Below are 20261 nucleotides of genomic sequence, written 5' to 3' on the forward strand. Positions count from 1 at the left end.
CTTAATTCAATAACCAAGTAGAGTGCAGCAGTCTTATACCGGTATATTTTTAGCCACTTCAATTCTGTCCCAATTTCGGTGTTTCGCAATTGCTTTTATAAACTCAATTGGATTTTGATTAATTAAAACTGCTTTGTCATCTTTATGTTTTGCTACATAAGTTTCATCTAGAATACTTCCACCTTCCTCATTCACTGCAATGGCTTTGCAATGTTTAAAAGCTTCATTAATGAACTTCAAAAATTTAGCCTCTTGTTTTATTTTATCAATTGCTTTCTTACCACCCGGGATAAATACCGCATCAAACAAGACGCTTTCGGTTGTTGTAATCGATGCATCTACAGCATATTCCATATTTTCGTCGCAGATAACAACTCCACCATGGGGTGCAATCAATTTCAGAACTGCTCCCTCTTTTTCTAATGCATCGGCCATTCTTTTATAATGCTGCATCGAAAATCCATCTGCCACCAAAACAGCGATTTGTCTGGTTGCAATACTATCAAATTTCGTATTGGCTTGGCTCAATTTTGGCGATTGATTTAGATAATTCTTTTGGGCCGGCGGTTGCTGTCTTTCAACCTCTGCATCAGCACCAATAGCCTGATTTACGGGTTGTTCAATTGCATCAGGGATTTTTAAACCTAATCCCGCTGCTACTTCAGCGGCCAAATCGGTATCAATTTGTGCAATCAACCAAAGCATTCGCTCCTTGATGTATTCATGCTCACATTTTCCTAATTCAAACGTATAAGCTTCCGCAACATGTTGTTGTTCCCATTTTGCTAAACTTCTATAAAATAATGCCGGTTGCGAAAAATGATCATTAAAACTTTCACTGCGTTCCCTTATTTTTTTAGCGTCAATTTTTTCTTCATACGAATGAAATGCTCCCTCCGAAATTTTTGACAAATGAGGACAACCGCCACCCAGTGAATTTGGAAAATAAGCTGTTTGTCCTTTCGGAATTTCCGTTTGCATCATACCGTCACGTTGATTATTGTGTGTTTCAACAATGGGGCGGTTAATTGGAATTTGGTTAAAATTAGGTCCACCCAAACGTGAAAGCTGCGTATCTCGGTATGAAAATAACCTTCCTTGCAATAAAGGATCGTTTGTAAAATCAATGCCGGGCACAATATGACCCGGTAAAAAAGCAACTTGTTCTGTTTCGGCAAAGAAATTTTCAGGGTTTCTGTTTAACGTCATTTTTCCGATAATTTGAACAGGAACCATTTCTTCCGGAATTAATTTTGTTGGATCCAATAAATCAAATTCAAATTTAAACTCATCGGCTTGCGGCACGATTTGAACGCCAAATTCCCATTGCGGAAATTGTCCGGATTCTATCGCATCCCACAAATCACGTCGGTGAAAATCGGGGTCGGCTCCATTGATTTTTACGGCCTCATCCCAAGTTACAGAGTGCACACCCAAAATTGGTTTCCAATGAAATTTCACAAAATGGGCTTCACCTTCCTCATTAATCAAACGAAAAGTATGAATCCCAAAACCTTCCATCATTCGAAAACTTCGCGGAATTGCCCTGTCGCTCATGGCCCAAATATGGTTGTGAAGTGTTTCGGTTGACCGCGAAATAAAATCATAAAAAGTATCATGAGCTGCCGCCGCTTGCGGAATTTCTCTATTTGGCTCCGGTTTAACCGCATGAATGATATCCGGAAATTTCATTGCATCTTGAATAAAAAAGATGGGCATATTGTTTCCAACCAAATCCCAAGTTCCTTCTTCCGTATAAAATTTTACAGCAAAACCCCGCACATCTCGGGCCAAATCCGCTGAACCTTTTGAACCTGCAACGGTTGAAAACCGGACAAAAACAGGTGTTTTTCTTTTCAAATCATTAAAGATCCCCGCTTTACTAAATTGCGGAATGCTTGCAGTAAGTTCAAACACGCCATGTGCACCGCTACCTCGCGCGTGCACAATGCGTTCCGGAATGCGTTCATGGTCAAAACTGGTGATTTTTTCACGCAGAAGAAAATCTTCTAAGAGTGTGGCACCCCGTTCGCCGGATTTGAGTGAATTATTGGTGTCATTCACTTTTAAACCTTGGTTGGTGGTTAATATTTTACCGTCGCCATCTTTATGATGCATTTTTAAATCGGTTATTTTTTGATTTTCCGGCTTATTTTTTTCAGACATAGTCTTTTGTATTATGGTTTATAAAAATAATAATGGTACAGTATAAAAAATACGTATTAAGGGCAATTTCCAATAATTTTAGAGATGAAATTGACTCTAAAGAATTAATAATGAACTCAAAAGAATTTTTAATTATATTAAATAGGAATAGCAACAGAAAAACGCTCTTTTCTGTATGCTACAAACGCCTAGAGGTTTACTTAAAACAATTTCTAAACTGTAACGCTAACTGCGTTTTGATTACTTTTATAGTGCTTTGGACTACAGTTGTACTTTTCTTTAAAGATTTTTGAAAAATAACTTCTACTGGTCAATCCAACACTGTAGACAATTTCAGAAATATTGAGTTCTGTTGTTCTAATTAAGTTTTCAGCTACTTCAACCCTTACATTTCTTATGTAATCGGAAACTGTTCTGTCGTGTAAAACTTTAAATCCTTGTTGAAGTTTTAGTGGAGCCAATCCGGATTTTCGGCTAAGGTATTTTAGGGTATAATTAATTTCTGGATTTTTTCTTATAAAATGTGAAATTTCTTTAATCGCCTCCATGTTCGATTTTGTTAATGAAGTACATTGGCTTTCATCATTTAATTCATCAGCTTTGTGTTGTTCAATTTCTAAGGCCAATATCAAAAACACGTTGCTGTTAATCATCAAACTTCTAATTAAGCCATTTTGCTCGATGGCATGGAGTTCTTCTATTTTTTTTGCAATTTTTACATTGAAAGAACCAATGTAGGAATATTGCTGAACCTCAGGACAATTGAAAAATTTGTTTTTGAGTTGATTATACAACTCAATATCTGACACATTGGAAGCATCCAATGAAATAATGGAAACCTTATTGACTCTATCCTTTTTAAAGTGAAAATAGGTGTTTTTTTTGTTTTTGTTCAAAAAAATACCGGTTTGAAATTGCCCTACTCTTTCCTTTTTATTTTTTTTATTAAAATTCTGCAGCAATTCTCCCTTTGAACAATACCCGAAATGAATGCAGTTGAAATGCTCATTTTTAAAGAGAAGCGTTGTATCCGCCTTAAAAATAATATTATATTCGATGTAGCAAATAGCGTGCTCTATCATAATTCCTGAAATAGTTCCTTCAGCATATTCATTATTTACTTGTAAAATGTATTCCTTTGTTTTTAATAACAACGAACCACCCAACTGATGTTGCAGTTGCTTGAAAATGGTGGGGAGATGAGTAGAGGTTATTTTGGCTTTCATCAAGTGCTTACTTTTTTTTGTTTAGGAGTCTGACTGTTAGTGAGAACTAAATGCTATGGTGCGAATTTTGAAAGAAGATAAAAATACAGGTCTGATTTTAAAGTAGTTTGCACAAATTACTTATCTAAAAACAAACATATAATGTAACAATTGTTCAAAGCAAAGTTGCAACATCAAAAATTGAAAAAATTACATATATTTTTGAACTATTTATATATTTCTACTGTTAGATTAACGTTTCATTCTCTGCAGTGAGCTGACATAAAGTCGACTTGCTTAAAGGCAGAGTGAAATAAAATGAAGAGCCAGTACTTTTAGAACTCTCCACCCAAATTTTACCGCCATTTTTTTCTATAAACCCTTTCACTAACAATAGACCGATTCCAGCTCCTTTATCTTTTTCCACTGCGATAGAAAGCAATTTTACCTGCGGAGAAAAAAGATGTTCTTGTTTATCTTTTGACATTCCAGCACCATTGTCTTTAATTTTTACAGTCATCATAGTATCACCTTCCTCTGCTGAAATCTTGATTTTTCCATCTTCGCCAGTATGTTTTAGGGCATTAGAAACCAAGTTATGAAGAATAGAATTTACCATTTTGTCATCTGCAAAAACGGTACAGTCATCACCAACATTATTCTGAAAATCGATCGAAGTATTGACTGCCGCTTCTTTAAACGAGGTTAATGTTTTAGTAACTGCTTTTCCTAAATTAACCTCACTCGGAACAAATGCCTCTGCTGCATATTTTATGCGAGCCCATTCAACAAGATAATCTAACATTGCTAACTCATTTACAGCTGCCGAGTGAAATTCTGTTAGCAATTCTTTCATTTCGGCGGGCTCCACTGAATCATAATTAGCTTTTAAATATGCCGCACCTTGTATAATGCCAGCCAAAGGACTCCGTAAATCATGCGATAACACAGCCAATACATTTTCTTTGTGTGTATTCAGTTCTTCCAGTTCTTGTGCATATTTTTTAATCGCATCTTCAGTGGCTTTTCTTACCGTAATGTCTCTTAGAATTTTTACAAAACCAATCACTTCATCCTCTTCATTTTTTAACGGAAAAACCAAACCATCCGCATAAAATGTTGTATTGTCTTTACGTAAATGCCACCGCACATCATTCGATCTCCCTAATTTTAAAGCGAGGTCAATTTCTAATTTTGGAACGCCATTTTTTTTGTCCTCCTCTGTAAAAATAATTTCAAATGGTTGACCAATAATTTCATCTACACTAAAATGAAATATTTTTTTGGCAGCAGAATTCCAGCTGTTAACAGTTAGATTTTTATCGACCGTAAAAATGGCGTAATCGTCTAAACTGTCTACGATTTGACTATAAAATTCAGTATTTGGTACATATTGCTTTTTTAAAATTTTCACTTTTTTATCTATCATATCCTCCCCGTTATTTTATTTCGATTGTTCGCTGAATGCATGCGGTCGATAAAACAAAATTATCGTTCTTAAACGCCAATTTGTTATAGAATAATTGCAATATTTTACAAGTTTACAGCCATTTTTTTGATGCAGGAACGATGATACGCCATAACAATTAATTAATTGATCAAAAAAATAGTAAAAAACACCAATTCAATTTCTCCTACAAAAGATAAAAAATGAAACATCAAGTAAATTCGCTTCACTTTTGCAAAAAACAATCCCCCTCCTTGCTTTGAATTGCTAAAATAAAGTGAAGTAACTTTAACCTATTCATAAATCTTAGTATCATTGTACTTTAATTGCATGATAGTACTTTTTTACCTAACATGTTATAAATTAAGACGGATGTAATGTTTTCAATAGAAGAAACAGTCAATGCCTCCGCAACCGAATTTACAGTATAATTTTTCCGATTTTCAAAGAGCAACACTTTTGTCTATCGCCACCAACGCATTTGTAATAGCTCCTTCGGCTTTGTACTTTTCCATTAAATTAGTGTAATAATTGGCAAGGCACTGCACACAAAAATAGCTAACAGTAATTTCTTGTTCTCCGCTACTTCTGAATCTCGATAGCTCTAGCGGGACATGCTGATTTTCTGTTCCCTTTTTATTTGCTAAACAGTTGCTCAACCATCACAACAACCAAATAAAACCTGATATCTATACTTTAAAGCATACCATTTTGAAAATGACAATATCGAATAGAGATAAATACACTTTGACAAAACAATAAAAACGCAGTAAAAACTAGCTACAAGCAACGGTAAACATGCTCAATCTAAGTATCATTTTTGAAAGTAACAAATATCATATTTTTATTGAAAAATAAAGAAGACCTTCATACCTTGTAAAAGGAATGACTATGCCACTGTAAAATAAAGAAAGTAGAGATGATAATGCCAAAATAAAGCTATGAAAACCAATTTTTCATACACTAACAACCCGCTTTAAAATGCCTATAAATCAATTTAACATAAAAGGATTAAATAGCGAACAGGTCAACTCATCGAGAGAAAAATTTGGACGCAATACACTCAACTACAAAAAAGAAAATACCTTTTTAGATGTTTTACTTCGTATAGCAAAAGAGCCAATGACTATTTTATTGTTGGTGGCCTCTGCAATCTATTTCATAAGTGGGGAGACAGGCAATGGAATTTTTATGGTCGTGGCCATCTTATTTATTGCTTCCATTTCTTTATACCAAAACTCACGAAGCAAAAATGCACTGGAAAAATTAAAAGATTTGTCGCAACCCCATTGCAAAGTCATTCGGAACGCAACCCGTATTGAAATAAAAAGTGAAGAACTAGTAGTGGGTGATTTTCTCTTGGTAGAAGAAGGCTCCTCTATAACTGCCGATGGAACCATAGTGCAGTCCAACGATTTTTCGGTCAATGAATCGATTCTTACAGGCGAGTCACTTGCTGTCTTTAAAAACCAAGAAGATCCGTTTATTTATAGTGGCACCATAGTAGCCAGTGGATTAGCCATTGCTGAAATTACAACGATAGGCAATGAAACCAAGTTGGGTAAAATTGGAAAAAGTTTAGAGAACATTAACGAAGAAAAAACACCTTTAGAAATTCAGGTATCTAATTTTGTCAAATGGATGGCTATCGCAGGGGCTATCATTTTTGTTCTTGTTTGGATTATTAATTATTGGCAATCTCATCACATTTTAAACAGCTTACTACAATCGCTCACATTGGCAATGAGTATATTGCCTGAAGAAATTCCGGTGGCTTTCACCACCTTTATGGCTTTGGGGGCGTGGCGATTAATGAAGCTGGGAATTGTTGTAAAGCAAACAAAAACAGTAGAAACTCTTGGAAGTGCAACGGTGATTTGCACAGATAAAACAGGAACGATTACTGAAAACAAAATGAGTTTGGCCAAACTTTTTGTATTGAAAAACAACGCAGTAGTTCGGGCGGAAGAAGAACTAAACGACAGCGAAAAGGAGCTGATATCCTATGCAATGTGGGCAAGCGAGCCTATTCCATTTGACCCTATGGAAGTGGCATTGCACCAAGCGTATCAAAACCAAATTAAAAATGACGACCGACCTAATTTCAAACTCGTTCACGAATACCCCTTGGGTGGAAAACCACCAATGATGACGCACATCTTTTTGGATAAGAAGGGCAACAAAATTATTGCAGCCAAAGGGGCTCCCGAAGCATTGATTCGTGTAGCTACGCTCAACAAGAATGAAATACAACAAATTCATTCCGCCATTGAGCTTTTAGCATCCGAAGGGTATAGAGTTTTGGGCGTGGGCGTTTCAAATTTTGCGGGCGATGAATATCCTACCCAACAACAAGATTTACCGTTTGAATTTAAGGGGATAGTTGCTTTCTACGACCCACCAAAAAAGAATATTCAACGTGTGTTGGAAGCTTTTTATACCGCAGGCATCCAAGTGAAAATTATTACAGGCGATAATGCTGCTACGACGGCCTCCATTGCAAAACAAATTGGTTTTAAAAATGCTGATAAAACCATTTCTGGCGATGAGTTGATGGCACTGTCAGAAAAGGAGTTGCCTACTCGGGTGATGGAGACTGCTATTTTTACCCGAATGTTTCCCGAAGCCAAGTTGAAAATTATCAACGCTTTAAAAGCTAATAACCAAATTGTAGCAATGACAGGCGATGGAGTCAATGATGGTCCTGCGTTAAAGGCGTCACATATTGGTATCGCCATGGGAAAGAAAGGAACTGAAATAGCCAAGCAGGCGGCTTCCTTAATTTTATTGGACGATGATTTATCCAAAATGGTGGATGCCGTGGCAATGGGAAGAAAAATATATACCAATCTGAAAAAAGCCATTCAGTACATCATTTCTATTCATATCCCAATCATTCTAACGGTATTTATTCCATTAGCCCTTGGATGGATTTATCCAAATATTTTTTCACCCATACACATTATCTTTTTAGAGTTAATCATGGGGCCTACTTGCTCCATAATCTATGAAAATGAACCGATGGAACCAAACACCATGTCGCAAAAACCTAAACCTCTATCTGCAACATTCTTTAATTTTAGGGAACTTTCTATTAGTATCATTCAGGGTTTATTCATTACTATGGGGACATTATCAGTTTATCAATTTGCAGTGGCAAACAATTACAATGAAGCAATAACACGAACAATGGTTTTTACTGTTTTAATAACCGCCAATATTTTTCTCACGTTAATCAACCGTTCATTCTACTACTCCATTTTAACAACCTTGAAGTATAAAAATGATATGGTTTTGTATATCGTTTGTATTACAATCGCTCTAGTTGGCTTAATCCTATTTGTAAACCCTTTGACCGCCTTCTTTGAGTTTGAGACATTGAATTCACCTCAACTTTTAACCAGTATTTCAATTGGTTTTGTTTCTGTAATTTGGTTTGAAATAGTAAAAATAGGTAAACGAGCAAAGTAAGTAGGAATAGAAAGACCGCTTTATAAAAGACGTGACCGTTGCACTAGCTTTTTGAAAAACTATCCCAAAGCGTCTGGATTAGGATTATTACAAAGAAACAGCACCGCTACCTTACCAATCCCTTTGTGTGGTTATAGTAACACCTACAATCAACCAAAAAGTCCCATTGCTGTGAAATTCCCAATTGTCAAAGGCAAAGCACAAACGAATTGCAATGATCATCGGTGAAAAAGCTAAAAACGTTTTACGAAATAATTACCAGGTAAATGGCGAATGTGTGAATGATGCAACTCATTTGTGATATCATGTAATGCAATATAGTGTTTTAAGAAATAACTTCGTACCTCAAATTCAAACGTCCACAATACTATTAAAACAATAACAATAATAGCTTAAAAAAATAATCATTAGAATTTACTTTACATCGTAGCCGTAATTTTAATGATTGGCTGGGCAGTCGGATTTTTTGCTTTTCAAGTCGGTTGGTTTATACATTTATTGCTTGATATTGCACTAGTTGTTAAACCCACTCAAGGCAAATGAATACCATCATTCGATGTCAATGACCTGAAAGAGAAACTTTCAAACCGACAAATTCTATGGTGATTTTAGCTCCGCTATAGTCTTTCTGACGATAACTGAAATAAAGAATCGTACCGAACAAATAATGGAGTTCGCTCCGTTGGAACAGTTAATAAAACATCGCAATGAAAAAAGAAGTCAACATCGCTGTAGCACAAAATATACTCAGAATACTATTGGCTCTTTTTATGGTCTTTGCCGGATTTAGTCATCTTACTTTTAATAGAATTGATTTCCAAGCTCAAGTTCCGGATTGGGTCCCAATGAGCAAAGATTTAGTGGTGGTGTTGTCAGGTGTTGTTGAAATAGCATTAGGTCTGATTTTACTGTTTTGGAAAAAACAACGCATAAATATTGGATGGGTCTTAGCCCTATTCTTTGTTCTTGTTTTTCCGGGAAATGTAGCCCAATACCTTGGTGAAAAAGATGCTTTTGGAGTTTTAAACTCCGATAGAGCCCGATTAATCCGACTTTTCTTCCAACCGGTTCTCATCGCTTGGGCTCTTTGGTCTTCCGGTGCATGGCAGTCGTGGAGAAATTCTAAAAGTAGCAAAACGTCCAACAAAATAAATAATGAAAATTATGAATAAAAAAATCCTTTTAAACAAACGTCCACATGGAAAACCAACACGCAATGATTTTAAAATTAGTAGTGAAGAAGTACCAATTCCCAATGACAATGAGGTACTGTTAAAAACACTTTATGTCTCTGTCGATCCTTATTTGCGTGGCAGGATGAATGAGGCTAAATCGTATGTTCCACCATTTGAATTAAACAAACCCTTACAATCGGGCATCATTGCCGAGGTAATGGAAAGCAAACAGGCCGATTTTAAAAAAGGTGACTTTGTTTCGGGTAATTTAGAATGGAAGGAGTACCAAACCTCCAACGGAAAAGGCTTGCATAAAGTAACTCAAAATGAAGCTAAATTATCAAGTTATTTAGGGGTTTTAGGAATGACTGGGCTTACCGCATATTTAGGTTTAACGGAAATAGGATTACCAAAAAAAGGCGAAACACTTGTTGTGTCCGGTGCGGGAGGAGCTGTTGGAACAGTCGTAGGTCAGGTTGGCAAATTGCTGGGATGCACTGTAATTGGCCTCACTGGTTCAGATGAAAAAGTTGATCTACTAACAGCAACGTTCAATTTTGATCACGCCATAAATTATAAAACAACACCAAATTTAAAAGAAGCCATTAAAAGTACTTGTCCAAACGGGGTAGATATTTACTTTGATAATGTTGGCGGGGAGATTTCGGATGCTGTAGTAGCTAACATCAATAAGTACGCCCGATTGCCGGTTTGTGGTGCTATTTCGCTCTACAATGAAACAGAGGTTCCGGTTGGGCCTCGATTGCAACCGATTATCCTGACTAAAAGTGCTACGATGCGTGGATTCATCATTAGTGATTTTGCTGAAAAATTTCCAGCGGCAACCAAACAATTATCGGCTTGGTTAAAAGAGAACAAACTAACATCTAGCGAAACCATCGTGGAAGGATTTGACAACATTCCGCAAGCATTTATTGATTTGTTTGAGGGAAAAAATAAAGGTAAAATGATTGTAAAAATTTAATAAAGTAAAATAAAAAATAAATCGTATGAAAGTAGTAATGGTAGTAACATCGCACAGTGAACTTGGCGATACGGGAGAAAAAACTGGTTTTTGGGTGGAAGAATTTGCCGCACCTTATTATGTTTTAGCAGACGCAGGAGCGGAAATAACGATAGCTTCACCAAAAGGTGGACAACCACCGGTTGATCCAAAAAGTGAAGCAGCAGACGCGCAAACATCTTCAACAGAAAGATTTTATAAAGACTCTGAAGTAATTGATAAAGTAGCACATTCGCAAAAACTGAGCGAAATAAAGGAAGAAGAGTATGATGCAGTATTTTACCCCGGTGGTCACGGACCATTATGGGATTTGGCAACAGATAAAAACTCAATTGAATTAATCGAATCGTTTTACAATCATCAAAAACCGATCGCTTTTGTGTGTCACTCACCAGCAGCTTTGGTTAATGTAAAAGCAAAAAATGGAGAACCATTGGTAAAAGGTAAAGCGGTAACTGGTTTTTCAAATACAGAAGAAGAAGCGGTTCAATTAACCAAAGTTGTCCCTTTCTTACTCGAAGATGAACTTACAAAACAAGGTGCTATTTACTCGAAAGGGGATGATTGGGCATCGTACACAAAACAAGATGGCTTATTAATTACTGGCCAAAATCCGGGTTCTTCAGCAGCAGTAGCAGAATTACTTCTAAAAACACTCAAAAAATAATAAAGAGTTGGCAGGCTGATTTATACAATCTCTTTTGTAGATAAATAAAACAAAGGATGTAGGTGTTTACACTTGCATCCTATTGTTGCATTAGAGTATATAGGAATAAATATAATCCAAAAACAAACAAATGATCTCAAAAAATGGATCAGATCATTTAGTAGAAATACTTGTAGGAGCTGGAGTAAAAAGAATTTATGCTATCTCAGGTGATAGCCTTATTCCTGTAAACGATACAATTCGAAGACAGAGTAGACAGGTGCTGAAGAAGCAGGAGCTTATACAGCCGCTATGGAAGCAGAACTTGATGGTATAGGATTCTGTCGGAGACGCAGTGACCCCCGGGGACATGTTCATTTCTTCAATGAATTAGACGATGCAAACAGAGCAAAAAACCTTGTTATTGCTATTGCTAAAAATATTCATACTGAAAAAATAGGCTTGGATAATTTTCTGGAAACAAGACTTAAATATTTATTTCAAGATCGTTCTAACTAGGTATTTCAAGCCAATACACCAAAACAAACGAGGAACGAGAAAAACATAAGCCTTTTTCACAGGCAACACTCGGAGTTATTTTTTTTAAAGCAATAGATATTCCCCTTGGCAATAATCATGTAACTTATTCAAATCATTGTATAACACGCTAATCTTTAATACCCGTAATTTTGGTAATGTCATTTAATCAGTTCGACTTCAGATATTCCGAGTCTTTAAAGAGCAGCTTGTTTTTGGCAACGCTTTCAAAACAATAAACAAATATTTACCATACCTCGTAATTAAAAAATTAATCAATATGTCTATCAAAACAGTTAATCCAAACACAAATAAGACAGTAAAGTCATTTGAAGAAATGTCGGAAAAGGTTATTGACGCCAAGGTAGCCAAAGCACAAGGTGCATTTACCGAGTGGAAAGAAAGCAGTTACCAACAGCGTGCCGATTTGTTGCATAAAGTAGCGACACTCATGCGGACCAAGAAGTCTGTATTGGCTAAAACGATCACGTTAGAAATGGGCAAAGTCATTACCCAAGCGGAAGGAGAAATCGATTTGAGTGCCAATATTTTTGATTATTATGCAGATCACGGAGAAGCGTTTCTTGCAGATAAAGTACTTGACCCGGAATATGGATCTGCCATTATTAGAAATAGTCCCATTGGCGTATTGCTTGGCGTAATGCCCTGGAATTTTCCATTCTATCAGATGGCTCGGTTTGCCGCTCCCAACATCATGGTGGGCAATACTATTTTGCTCAAACATGCCTCGATCGTACCACAATGTGCGGCTGCTATTGAAGAACTCTTTGAAGAAGCAGCAGCACCTAAAGGATTGTATACGAATCTTTTCATCTCCGGCAAACGCACATCAGCATTGGTTTCTGATAAAAGAATAAAAGGTGTTTCCTTAACAGGAAGTGAAGAAGCCGGTGCAAGTGTAGCCGCTGAAGCTGGAAAACATTTGAAGAAGGTGGTGCTGGAGCTAGGTGGTAATGATGTGTTCATTATACTGGAAGATGCCGATATGGACAAAACAGTAGAGTGGGCAGTTGTTGGGAGAATGAATAACAACGGTCAATGTTGCGTAGCCTCTAAGCGGTTTATAGCAGTAGAAGCAATTGCTGATGAATTTATTCAAAAGTTTAAGGAGGCGTTATCAAAAATGAAAGTAGGTGATCCAATGGATCCTGCAACAGAATTAGGCCCATTGAGTAGCGAAGAAGCTGCTGTTCATTTAGCCGATCAGGTGAAACGCTCCGTTGATCAAGGTGCCAAAGTTTTATTGGGCGGTAAGCGTGCAGATCGTGAAGGTGCATTTATGGAACCTACCATACTCACCAACCTGAAACCTGGTATTGCTGCGTATCGTGAAGAATTATTTGGCCCGGTGGCAACCTTCTATGTAGTAAAAGACGAACAAGCTGCAATTGATCTGGCCAATGATTCTGATTTTGGTTTGGGCGGATCAGTATTCACACAGGATATCGAACGTGGTAAAAGAGTGGCGAATCAGATTGATACTGGAATGGTCTTTATCAATCATCCTACGTGGACACAAGCCGATCTTCCTTTTGGTGGAACAAAAAATTCAGGATTCGGCCGCGAACTATCAGAGCTCGGGATTAAGGAGTTTGTGAATAAAAAACTGATAAGAGTAAGCGATCTGAATGATCCATTTTAATGGAATAACCAATAAGAAACAAAATATATGAATAATGAACAGGTAAGAATCTTTGCAGATAAAGAGGCAATGAAAAGGCATTTTGAAACTGCTTTGCAAATTGATAAAGAGCGGCAGTCAGTTATACTTAAAAGTATTGGCGATGCGGTAATCGCTACTGATATGGATGGAAGCATTATACTGATGAATGCAGTCGCTGAAAAACTTACCGGTTGGAAATCAGAAGAAGCGGAAAGCAAGCCAATAGCAAAGGTATTTCACATTGTCAATAAATTTACAAGAAAAGAAATTGATGATCCAGTTGAATCAGTTCTAAAAACTGGAAAAGTTCAAAAATTGGCTCCAGATGCTATATTAATTTCCAGAGCCGAAAGAGAGGAATATTCAGTTAGTGACAGTTGTGCACCAATTCTCAACCCCAAAGGAAATATTATGGGTGCTGTGCTTGTTTTCAGAGATGTTACAAAGCAAAAGCAAGAGGAAGCACTTAAGGAAAAAATTACAGCTGATTTAATTCAGCGTAATAATGACCACGAGCACTTTGATAACATTATTTCGCATGATTTAAAAGGACCTGTCGCTAATATTATCAGTTTAGCAAAGATGGTAAATGATGAAGAATTAGAAGAAAGTGAAAAAGAAATGATGATGAATGCACTTTTGACGTCTGCAGAAAGATTAAATGAGGTGATAGTTGATTTGAATGTTATTTTAAGAATTGGAAAACAATTAGATGAAAAAAAGGAGTCAGTCCATTTTTCAAAAATCGTAAGTGATATTCAAGAGAGTATTGCCAACATTCTGGAAAAAGAAAAACCTAATTTTAAATTAGATTTTAAGCGAGTTGATGAAATGTTCACAATTAAAAGTTACACGCACAGCATTTTTTATAACCTCATTTCTAACAGCATAAAATATAAGAAATCTGGTATACCATTGGACATCACAATTGAAAGTGACTTAGTTGATAAAAAAGTGATACTCACATTTAAAGATAACGGTATGGGAGTTGACCTATTAAAGTACGGAAATGATTTATTCGGATTATACAAACGTTTTCATATCGGCAAAGCGGATGGAAAAGGCATGGGGTTACATATGGTAAAAGTGCAAGTGGAAAAATTAGGTGGAAAAATAAGTGTAAAAAGTATAGTAAATCAAGGAACAGAATTTACAATAGAATTAATTCCTTGATATTCCACCTCTTAAATATAGGCGAACTAAGGAATGGCAGGCCAGCAAAGCTGCGTAAGCAGCAATGGACTTTACGCTTTATGCACTGAAAATAGATTCAAATAAATGTACTGTGTGCTTACTAGCAAATGACCCTATTCTGGGCCTAAGACAATCTTCATTTTGGTAGAACAAAAGCTTTCGGGCTTTGGCCGTCAACTAGCGGAGCTCGGGATTCAGGAAGTTGTACATAAAAAATTCATTCGCGTAAGCGGAATAAATGACCCCTTTTAACAAGCATAGCAATCCTGCATTGTTCAAGTAAAAGGTGTTTTGAACCCACTATAAATAATCAAACTAAAAGTAATAATAAAATGGATATTAAAGATAAAGTAATAATAATCACTGGAGCATCAAGTGGAATCGGCGAAGCAACAGCCTTAAAACTAGCAACGGAAGGTGCCACAGTAGTGCTCTCCGCACGCAGAAAAGATAAATTGAACGAGCTTAAGAAGACCATTGAAACCAAAGGAGGCAAGGCATTAGTAGTTATTGCTGACGTTACAAAGAAGGCAGACATGGAAAAATTAGTAGCTAAAACACTCGAGGAGTATGGCACTGTACATATATTAATTAATAATGCAGGGTTGATGCCTTTGTCTTTTGTAGAGAAGTTGAAGACCGATGAGTGGGAAAAAATGGTGGATGTTAATATTAAAGGAGTGTTGAATGGTGTAGCTGCTGTCCTTCCTACTCTTATCAAAAACAAACAAGGGCATATAGTCAATATTTCATCTACAGCAGCCTATCAATATTTCCCGGGTGGAGCAGTCTACTGTGCCACAAAGGTAGCAGTGAAAATGTTTTCCGAAGGCTTACGACAGGAGTTAGCTCCAAAGTATGGTATATGCGTTACGTCTATTGAGCCCGGAGCTGTAGCAACAGACTTAATGAATACCATAACGGACGAAGATGTTTTAGACACACTAGCAGAAATGCAGAAAATGACGATGCTGGAACCAGAGGATATTGCAGAGGCTATTTATTACGCGCTCACGCAACCGAGCCGGGTGAACATAAATGATGTCTACATCATGCCAACAGAACAGCAGTAAGCTACCCTTCCTTTTAGTGAAGCTTAGATTGGGACTTCGGATTTAAATGATTAGAAATAGAGATCCAGGAAGTAAAGATAAAGAGCAATGTAAAAACCGCTCTAACGCAAAATAGTTTCAGAATACTATTGACTCTTTTATGGTCTTTGCCCGATTTAGTCATCTTACTTTTAATAGAATCGATCTCCGGGCTCAAGTGATAGAGTGGGTTCCTTTGAGCAAAGATTTGGTGGTCATAGTATATGGTATTGTTGAAATAACAGCAGGCTGATTTTTCTGTTTTAAAAAAAGCAACGTGTAAATAGTGGATGGGCTTTAGTCATATATTCTTTGTCCTTGTTTTTACAGGCAATGCATGAAAAATAGGCTTGGAGTTTTAAAATCCGATAGAGCCCGATTAATCCAACTTTTCTCTCAACCTATTCTCATCGCTGAGGCTCTTTGTTCTTCCGGTGTATAGCAGTCGTGGAGGAATTCTAAGAAACAAACAGATGGTGTAATCTAAAATTAAATTAAAACACAACGAATATGAAAGCCTTACAAATAGTAAAATACGGTGACCTTAAAGACAGTTTAGCCATTGGTGAGATCAAAAAACCATCGGTGAAGCCAAACGAAATTCTGGTCGAAGTCAAAGCAGTTGCTCTAAATCCGATTGATTATAAATTGGCCGAAGGAAAACTAAAGGAAATGATGCAGCTAAACTTACCGTGTACCATCGGTTTTGATTTGAGTGGCGTAATAGTCGAAATAGGAACTGATGTCAATGATTTCAAAATTGGGGACGAGGTCTATTCCAGAGTGCCTCAAGAACAAATGGGTACTGTAACGGACTATGTCGCCGTAACAAGTGATTTCGTGGCCAAAAAACCTCGGGGTATTTCCTTTGAAGAGGCGGCCGGCTTACCACTAATAGGACTTACTGCAATTCAAGCTTTGGAACGTGTTGGTCTGAAAGAGGATGACCGGATTCTTATCCACGCTGGTTCAGGCGGTGTAGGAAGTTTTGCCATACAGTATGCCAAGGCAAAGGGAGCCATCGTTTATACCACCACCAGTACCAAAAATGTAGATTGGGTTAAAGCATTGGGAGCCGATCGTGTGATTGATTACAAAACGGAGGATTATAAGGAAGTCGCTAATAATTTAGACATTGTGTTCGACACGTTGGGCGGCGACTACACCTTCGATGCTTTTGAAATTATTAAAGAAGGCGGAAAAGTGACGTCCATAGTAGGTCCGCCCGATGAAGAAACTGCCAAACAAATGGGCATGACCGATTATAAGCTTCCTGAAAAACTTGCTAAATTGATTGAAGAGAAATCAGCAGTTTATAAACTTACCTGGATGCAACCTGATGCAAAGCAACTCAATGATATTAAAAGGATGGTTGAAGATGGAGCTATAAAACCAATAGTAGATCTCATATACCCTTTCAAAGATGGAATAAATGCCTATGAATACTTAGTTACCGGCAGAGCACAAGGAAAAGTAATTATCAGCTTAGCCTAAATAGCTTAAAGTCCCAGCGCAAACTTAAACTATTTGTTGAGAAATAAAATAAATGTTGAATAGGCATAACGGATATTCAAAGCTACTCGAGGCAACATTAGAGTAAAACTGTAACAAATAATTAAAAACATAAAACTTTGAAAATTAAAAAAGTAACAATAGCAGGCAGCGGCGTTTTAGGATCACAGATTGCATTCCAAACCGCTTTTCACGGATACGCTGTAATGGTATATGATATTAGTGATGACATTTTACAAAAATCAAAAACTACTTTTAAGAAATTGGGAGATTCTTATAAGACTGATTTGAATACCTCTCAAAAACAGATCGACGAGACAATGGACCGATTGAGTTTTTCTTCAGATTTGGCAAAAGCTGTAGCCAATGCTGATTTGGTTATAGAATCCGTACCGGAAGATCCTTCAATTAAAAATGATTTTTATAAAAAGCTAGCAGCTGTAGCTCCCGAAAAAACCATTTTCGCTAGTAATTCTTCTACAATGCTGCCTAGCCAGTTTGCCGAATCAACAGGTAGACCGGCTCAATTTGCAGCCCTGCATTTTGCCAACGAGATATGGAAACATAACACAGCTGAAATTATGGGTCATCCCGGGACGGATGCGGACGTATTTGACTCCCTTGTTGCGTTTGCCAAATCTATCGGAATGGTAGCTCTGCCATTAAAAAAAGAACAACCAGGCTATATCGTCAACTCACTGCTTGTTCCTTTATTAGGTGCAGGACTAGACCTATTAGTAAGAGATGTTGCAGATGTTCATACTATCGATAAAACATGGATGGTGGCAACTGGGGCTCCCACAGGACCTTTTGCGATTTTAGATGTCGTTGGAATCACTACCGCATATAATATCAATAAAATGGAGGCTGAAAAAACAGGGGACTCAGATAAACAAAAAGTAGTTGAGTACCTAAAAGAGCATTTCATTGATAAAGGGAAATTGGGTGTCGCTACCGGCGAAGGTTTTTATACCTATCCGAATCCTTCGTTCAAAGACACTGACTTTTTAAAGTAGGATAATGGCTTTATTAGAAGATGTGAAGTAGCGGAAGGCTAAAAGCTTTACGAATAAGTAAAAATCATATTAAAAAAAAATCATGAGTGAAAGAAAAAATGTATTAGTGGCTGGAGCCAATGGAACCACAGGAAGAATTATCATTAATTTATTAAAAAAATCAGAGCACTATCAACCTATTGCGATGGTCAGAAAACAAGAGCAAAAAGACCGTTTTGAAAAGCAAGGCGTATTGGCGGTGCTTGCCGATTTAGAAGAAGATTTAAGCCATGCGGTAAAAAATGCCGATAAAGTAATTTTTGCGGCAGGATCAAAAGGTAAAAATAGTATAGGTGTAGATCAGGAAGGAGCAAAAAGTCTAATCGATGCTGCTAAAGACGCAGGACTCAAAAAGTTTGTGATGTTAAGTTCTATGGGAGCAGACGACCCAGCGGCAAGTGATGAGCTTGAAGATTATTTGAGAGCAAAGCAAAATGCTGACGAACATCTGCGTGCAAGTGGTTTGAATTACAGTATTGTTAGACCCGGCCATTTAACAGATGAAGCTGGAACAGGCAAAATTCAGCTTAAAGAAAAACTAAAAATTCAAGGAAGCATTTCAAGAGCAGATGTGGCTAAAACATTGGTGGAAACCTTAGCGGATGACGTCAAGCAGAAACAAATTTTTCAAATTCTAAGCGGGGAAGTTCCAATAGCAAAAGCGCTACATTCCTGATAAAATCAAATGATGAACAATCCATAGGTCGTTTGTAATACCATGTACACATTTGACAGAGAATAGGACCTTGCTTGTTTTAAATTGCTTTGAATTGCTTTGAATTGCTAAAATAAAGTGAAGTAACTTTAACCTATTCATAAATCTTAGTATCATTGTACTTTAATTGCATAAAAGGTAAAGTCTAAAAAAACACTGCCATGTTTTCCGTATTAAAATCATTTTTGGAGACAAAAACAACGTTGAACAACGATGCGGTGACCCACATTTGCTCACATTTTAAATTCCTACAAACCAATCGAAACGAGATTTTAATCCGTTACAACGACCTCGCAAAACACTATTATTTTATCAACAAAGGCTGTGTGCGACTATTTACCATCACAAAAGAGGGGCAAGAAATTTCAAGGTATTTTGCGTATGAGGGAACTTTTGTGACTGCTCTGCCCAGTTTTATAGATCAAAAACCGGCAGAAGAGTTTTTGCAAACCATCGAAAAAGCCGAATTATTGTCTATCAGTAGAGCGGACTTTTATAAATTAGTGCAGTCGTTTCCTGAATTTGCTAAAATTTACACCGAAATTCTCGAACTCGGATTCATTGTTGCCCAAAAAAGAATCTACGGTTTTCAAGGCTTTGATGCGATGGAAAAAGTAAAATGGGTCATCAAAAATCAACCACAATTGCTCCTTCGCGTCTCAAATAAAATGGCGGCTTCCTATTTGGGCATGTCACCTGCTACCCTCAGCAGAATAAAATCAAAATTATAAAAGTGTTGACCTAGAACAACAGTTTTGGTTTTTTGGCACACTAACTTTGCTGAAAAATTGAACCATGAACTATTACGTACTCCTACTTACCTTCTTTTCATCAATGGGATACAGCCAGAAACAGATGGATGAAAAAGCAACACCGCAAACCCAAAACAGTTACCTCCAACCGGCTTTTCAACTCACACAAAAGGCTGCTTTTGAATTGCTGAATCGTGCCAATCAACAAGCAACAAACCTAAACAAACGGGTTTCCATTGCCATTTTAGACAATGCCGGGAACAACCTAGTGCTGGCTAAAGGCGATGACGTGGGTCCACACAATACCGAAGCGGCAAGACGAAAAGCCTACACCGCATTATCCACCAAAACAGCGACCTGGGTGTTGCTGCGAAATGCCGAAAAGAACAGCGACACTAAGAACCTCACGACGCTACCGGAACTGCTTTTACTGAGTGGCGGGTGTCCGATTTGGTATGACGGAAAGGTCATCGGGAGCGTTGGCGTAGCCGGTGGTGGAAGTCCAGAAAATGATGATCGCATTGCCAAAGCGGCATCGTTACCGGAATATGGCATTACAACAACAAATTAAATAACCCTTATAATAA

At 37.2% G+C, this 20261-nt stretch carries 17 protein-coding genes; 14 read left to right on the forward strand and 3 right to left on the reverse strand.

Annotated features, from left to right (window positions below; all coding sequences use genetic code 11):
* Nucleotides 1-33: 33 nt before the first annotated feature.
* The 3 genes from B0I10_RS09640 to B0I10_RS09650 form a co-directional block, all read right to left on the reverse strand.
* Nucleotides 34-2166 carry a catalase gene (locus B0I10_RS09640; RefSeq protein WP_112086295.1) on the reverse strand — a complete coding sequence of 711 codons (2133 nt, stop codon included), beginning with the start codon at nucleotides 2164-2166 and terminating at the stop codon, nucleotides 34-36.
* Nucleotides 2167-2378: 212 nt separating this feature from the next.
* Nucleotides 2379-3392: a helix-turn-helix domain-containing protein gene (locus B0I10_RS09645; RefSeq protein ID WP_112086296.1), complete on the reverse strand. Its 1014-nt coding sequence runs from the start codon at nucleotides 3390-3392 to the stop codon at nucleotides 2379-2381.
* Nucleotides 3393-3618: 226 nt separating this feature from the next.
* Nucleotides 3619-4800, reverse strand: a complete 1182-nt coding sequence (locus tag B0I10_RS09650) for a PAS domain-containing sensor histidine kinase (RefSeq protein ID WP_112086297.1) — start codon at nucleotides 4798-4800, stop codon at nucleotides 3619-3621.
* Nucleotides 4801-5799: 999 nt separating this feature from the next.
* Between B0I10_RS09650 and B0I10_RS09655 the strand changes: the two genes are divergently transcribed.
* The 14 genes from B0I10_RS09655 (at nucleotide 5800) to B0I10_RS09725 (ending at nucleotide 20245) form a co-directional block, all read left to right on the forward strand.
* Nucleotides 5800-8289 carry a cation-translocating P-type ATPase gene (locus B0I10_RS09655; RefSeq protein WP_112086298.1) on the forward strand — a complete coding sequence of 830 codons (2490 nt, stop codon included), beginning with the start codon at nucleotides 5800-5802 and terminating at the stop codon, nucleotides 8287-8289.
* A 423-nt stretch (nucleotides 8290-8712) separates the two neighbouring features.
* Nucleotides 8713-8832 carry a lmo0937 family membrane protein gene (locus tag B0I10_RS09660; RefSeq protein WP_262510651.1) on the forward strand — a complete coding sequence of 40 codons (120 nt, stop codon included), beginning with the start codon at nucleotides 8713-8715 and terminating at the stop codon, nucleotides 8830-8832.
* Between the two features lie 164 nt (nucleotides 8833-8996).
* A complete protein-coding gene (locus B0I10_RS09665; RefSeq protein WP_112086300.1) occupies nucleotides 8997-9461 on the forward strand; it encodes a DoxX family protein in 465 nt (154 codons plus the stop codon).
* The gene (locus tag B0I10_RS09670) at nucleotides 9454-10449 is read left to right on the forward strand and encodes an NADP-dependent oxidoreductase (RefSeq protein WP_112086337.1); all 996 of its coding nucleotides are present in this window, start codon (nucleotides 9454-9456) and stop codon (nucleotides 10447-10449) included. Before B0I10_RS09665 ends, B0I10_RS09670 begins: the two co-directional genes overlap by 8 nt.
* A 25-nt stretch (nucleotides 10450-10474) precedes the next feature.
* Nucleotides 10475-11155: a type 1 glutamine amidotransferase domain-containing protein gene (locus B0I10_RS09675; RefSeq protein ID WP_112086301.1), complete on the forward strand. Its 681-nt coding sequence runs from the start codon at nucleotides 10475-10477 to the stop codon at nucleotides 11153-11155.
* Nucleotides 11156-11446: 291 nt separating this feature from the next.
* Nucleotides 11447-11653, forward strand: coding sequence for a hypothetical protein (locus B0I10_RS15570; protein ID WP_146740335.1), 207 nt, complete (start codon nucleotides 11447-11449; stop codon nucleotides 11651-11653).
* A gap of 298 nt (nucleotides 11654-11951) precedes the next feature.
* A complete protein-coding gene (locus tag B0I10_RS09685; RefSeq protein ID WP_112086303.1) occupies nucleotides 11952-13334 on the forward strand; it encodes an NAD-dependent succinate-semialdehyde dehydrogenase in 1383 nt (460 codons plus the stop codon).
* A 27-nt stretch (nucleotides 13335-13361) separates the two neighbouring features.
* Complete coding sequence (locus B0I10_RS09690; protein WP_112086304.1) at nucleotides 13362-14528, forward strand: sensor histidine kinase; 1167 nt, start codon at nucleotides 13362-13364, stop codon at nucleotides 14526-14528.
* 353 nt (nucleotides 14529-14881) lie between these two features.
* Nucleotides 14882-15622, forward strand: coding sequence for an SDR family oxidoreductase (locus B0I10_RS09695; RefSeq protein ID WP_112086305.1), 741 nt, complete (start codon nucleotides 14882-14884; stop codon nucleotides 15620-15622).
* 528 nt (nucleotides 15623-16150) lie between these two features.
* On the forward strand, nucleotides 16151-17134 hold the full coding sequence (locus B0I10_RS09705; RefSeq protein ID WP_112086306.1) for an NADP-dependent oxidoreductase: 984 nt from the start codon (nucleotides 16151-16153) through the stop codon (nucleotides 17132-17134).
* 137 nt (nucleotides 17135-17271) lie between these two features.
* A complete protein-coding gene (locus tag B0I10_RS09710) occupies nucleotides 17272-18168 on the forward strand; it encodes a 3-hydroxyacyl-CoA dehydrogenase (RefSeq protein WP_112086307.1) in 897 nt (298 codons plus the stop codon).
* An 82-nt stretch (nucleotides 18169-18250) separates the two neighbouring features.
* Entirely contained in the window at nucleotides 18251-18883 is a 633-nt protein-coding gene (locus B0I10_RS09715; RefSeq protein WP_112086308.1) for an SDR family oxidoreductase, read from the forward strand.
* 200 nt (nucleotides 18884-19083) lie between these two features.
* Nucleotides 19084-19653 (forward strand): Crp/Fnr family transcriptional regulator, encoded by a 570-nt coding sequence (locus tag B0I10_RS09720; RefSeq protein ID WP_112086309.1) that lies wholly within the window; start codon nucleotides 19084-19086, stop codon nucleotides 19651-19653.
* 64 nt (nucleotides 19654-19717) lie between these two features.
* A complete protein-coding gene (locus B0I10_RS09725) occupies nucleotides 19718-20245 on the forward strand; it encodes a heme-binding protein (protein WP_112086310.1) in 528 nt (175 codons plus the stop codon).
* Nucleotides 20246-20261: the final 16 nt, after the last annotated feature.

Origin of the sequence: Flavobacterium lacus, from assembly GCF_003268815.1 — a bacterium.
Classification (GTDB): domain Bacteria; phylum Bacteroidota; class Bacteroidia; order Flavobacteriales; family Flavobacteriaceae; genus Flavobacterium; species Flavobacterium lacus.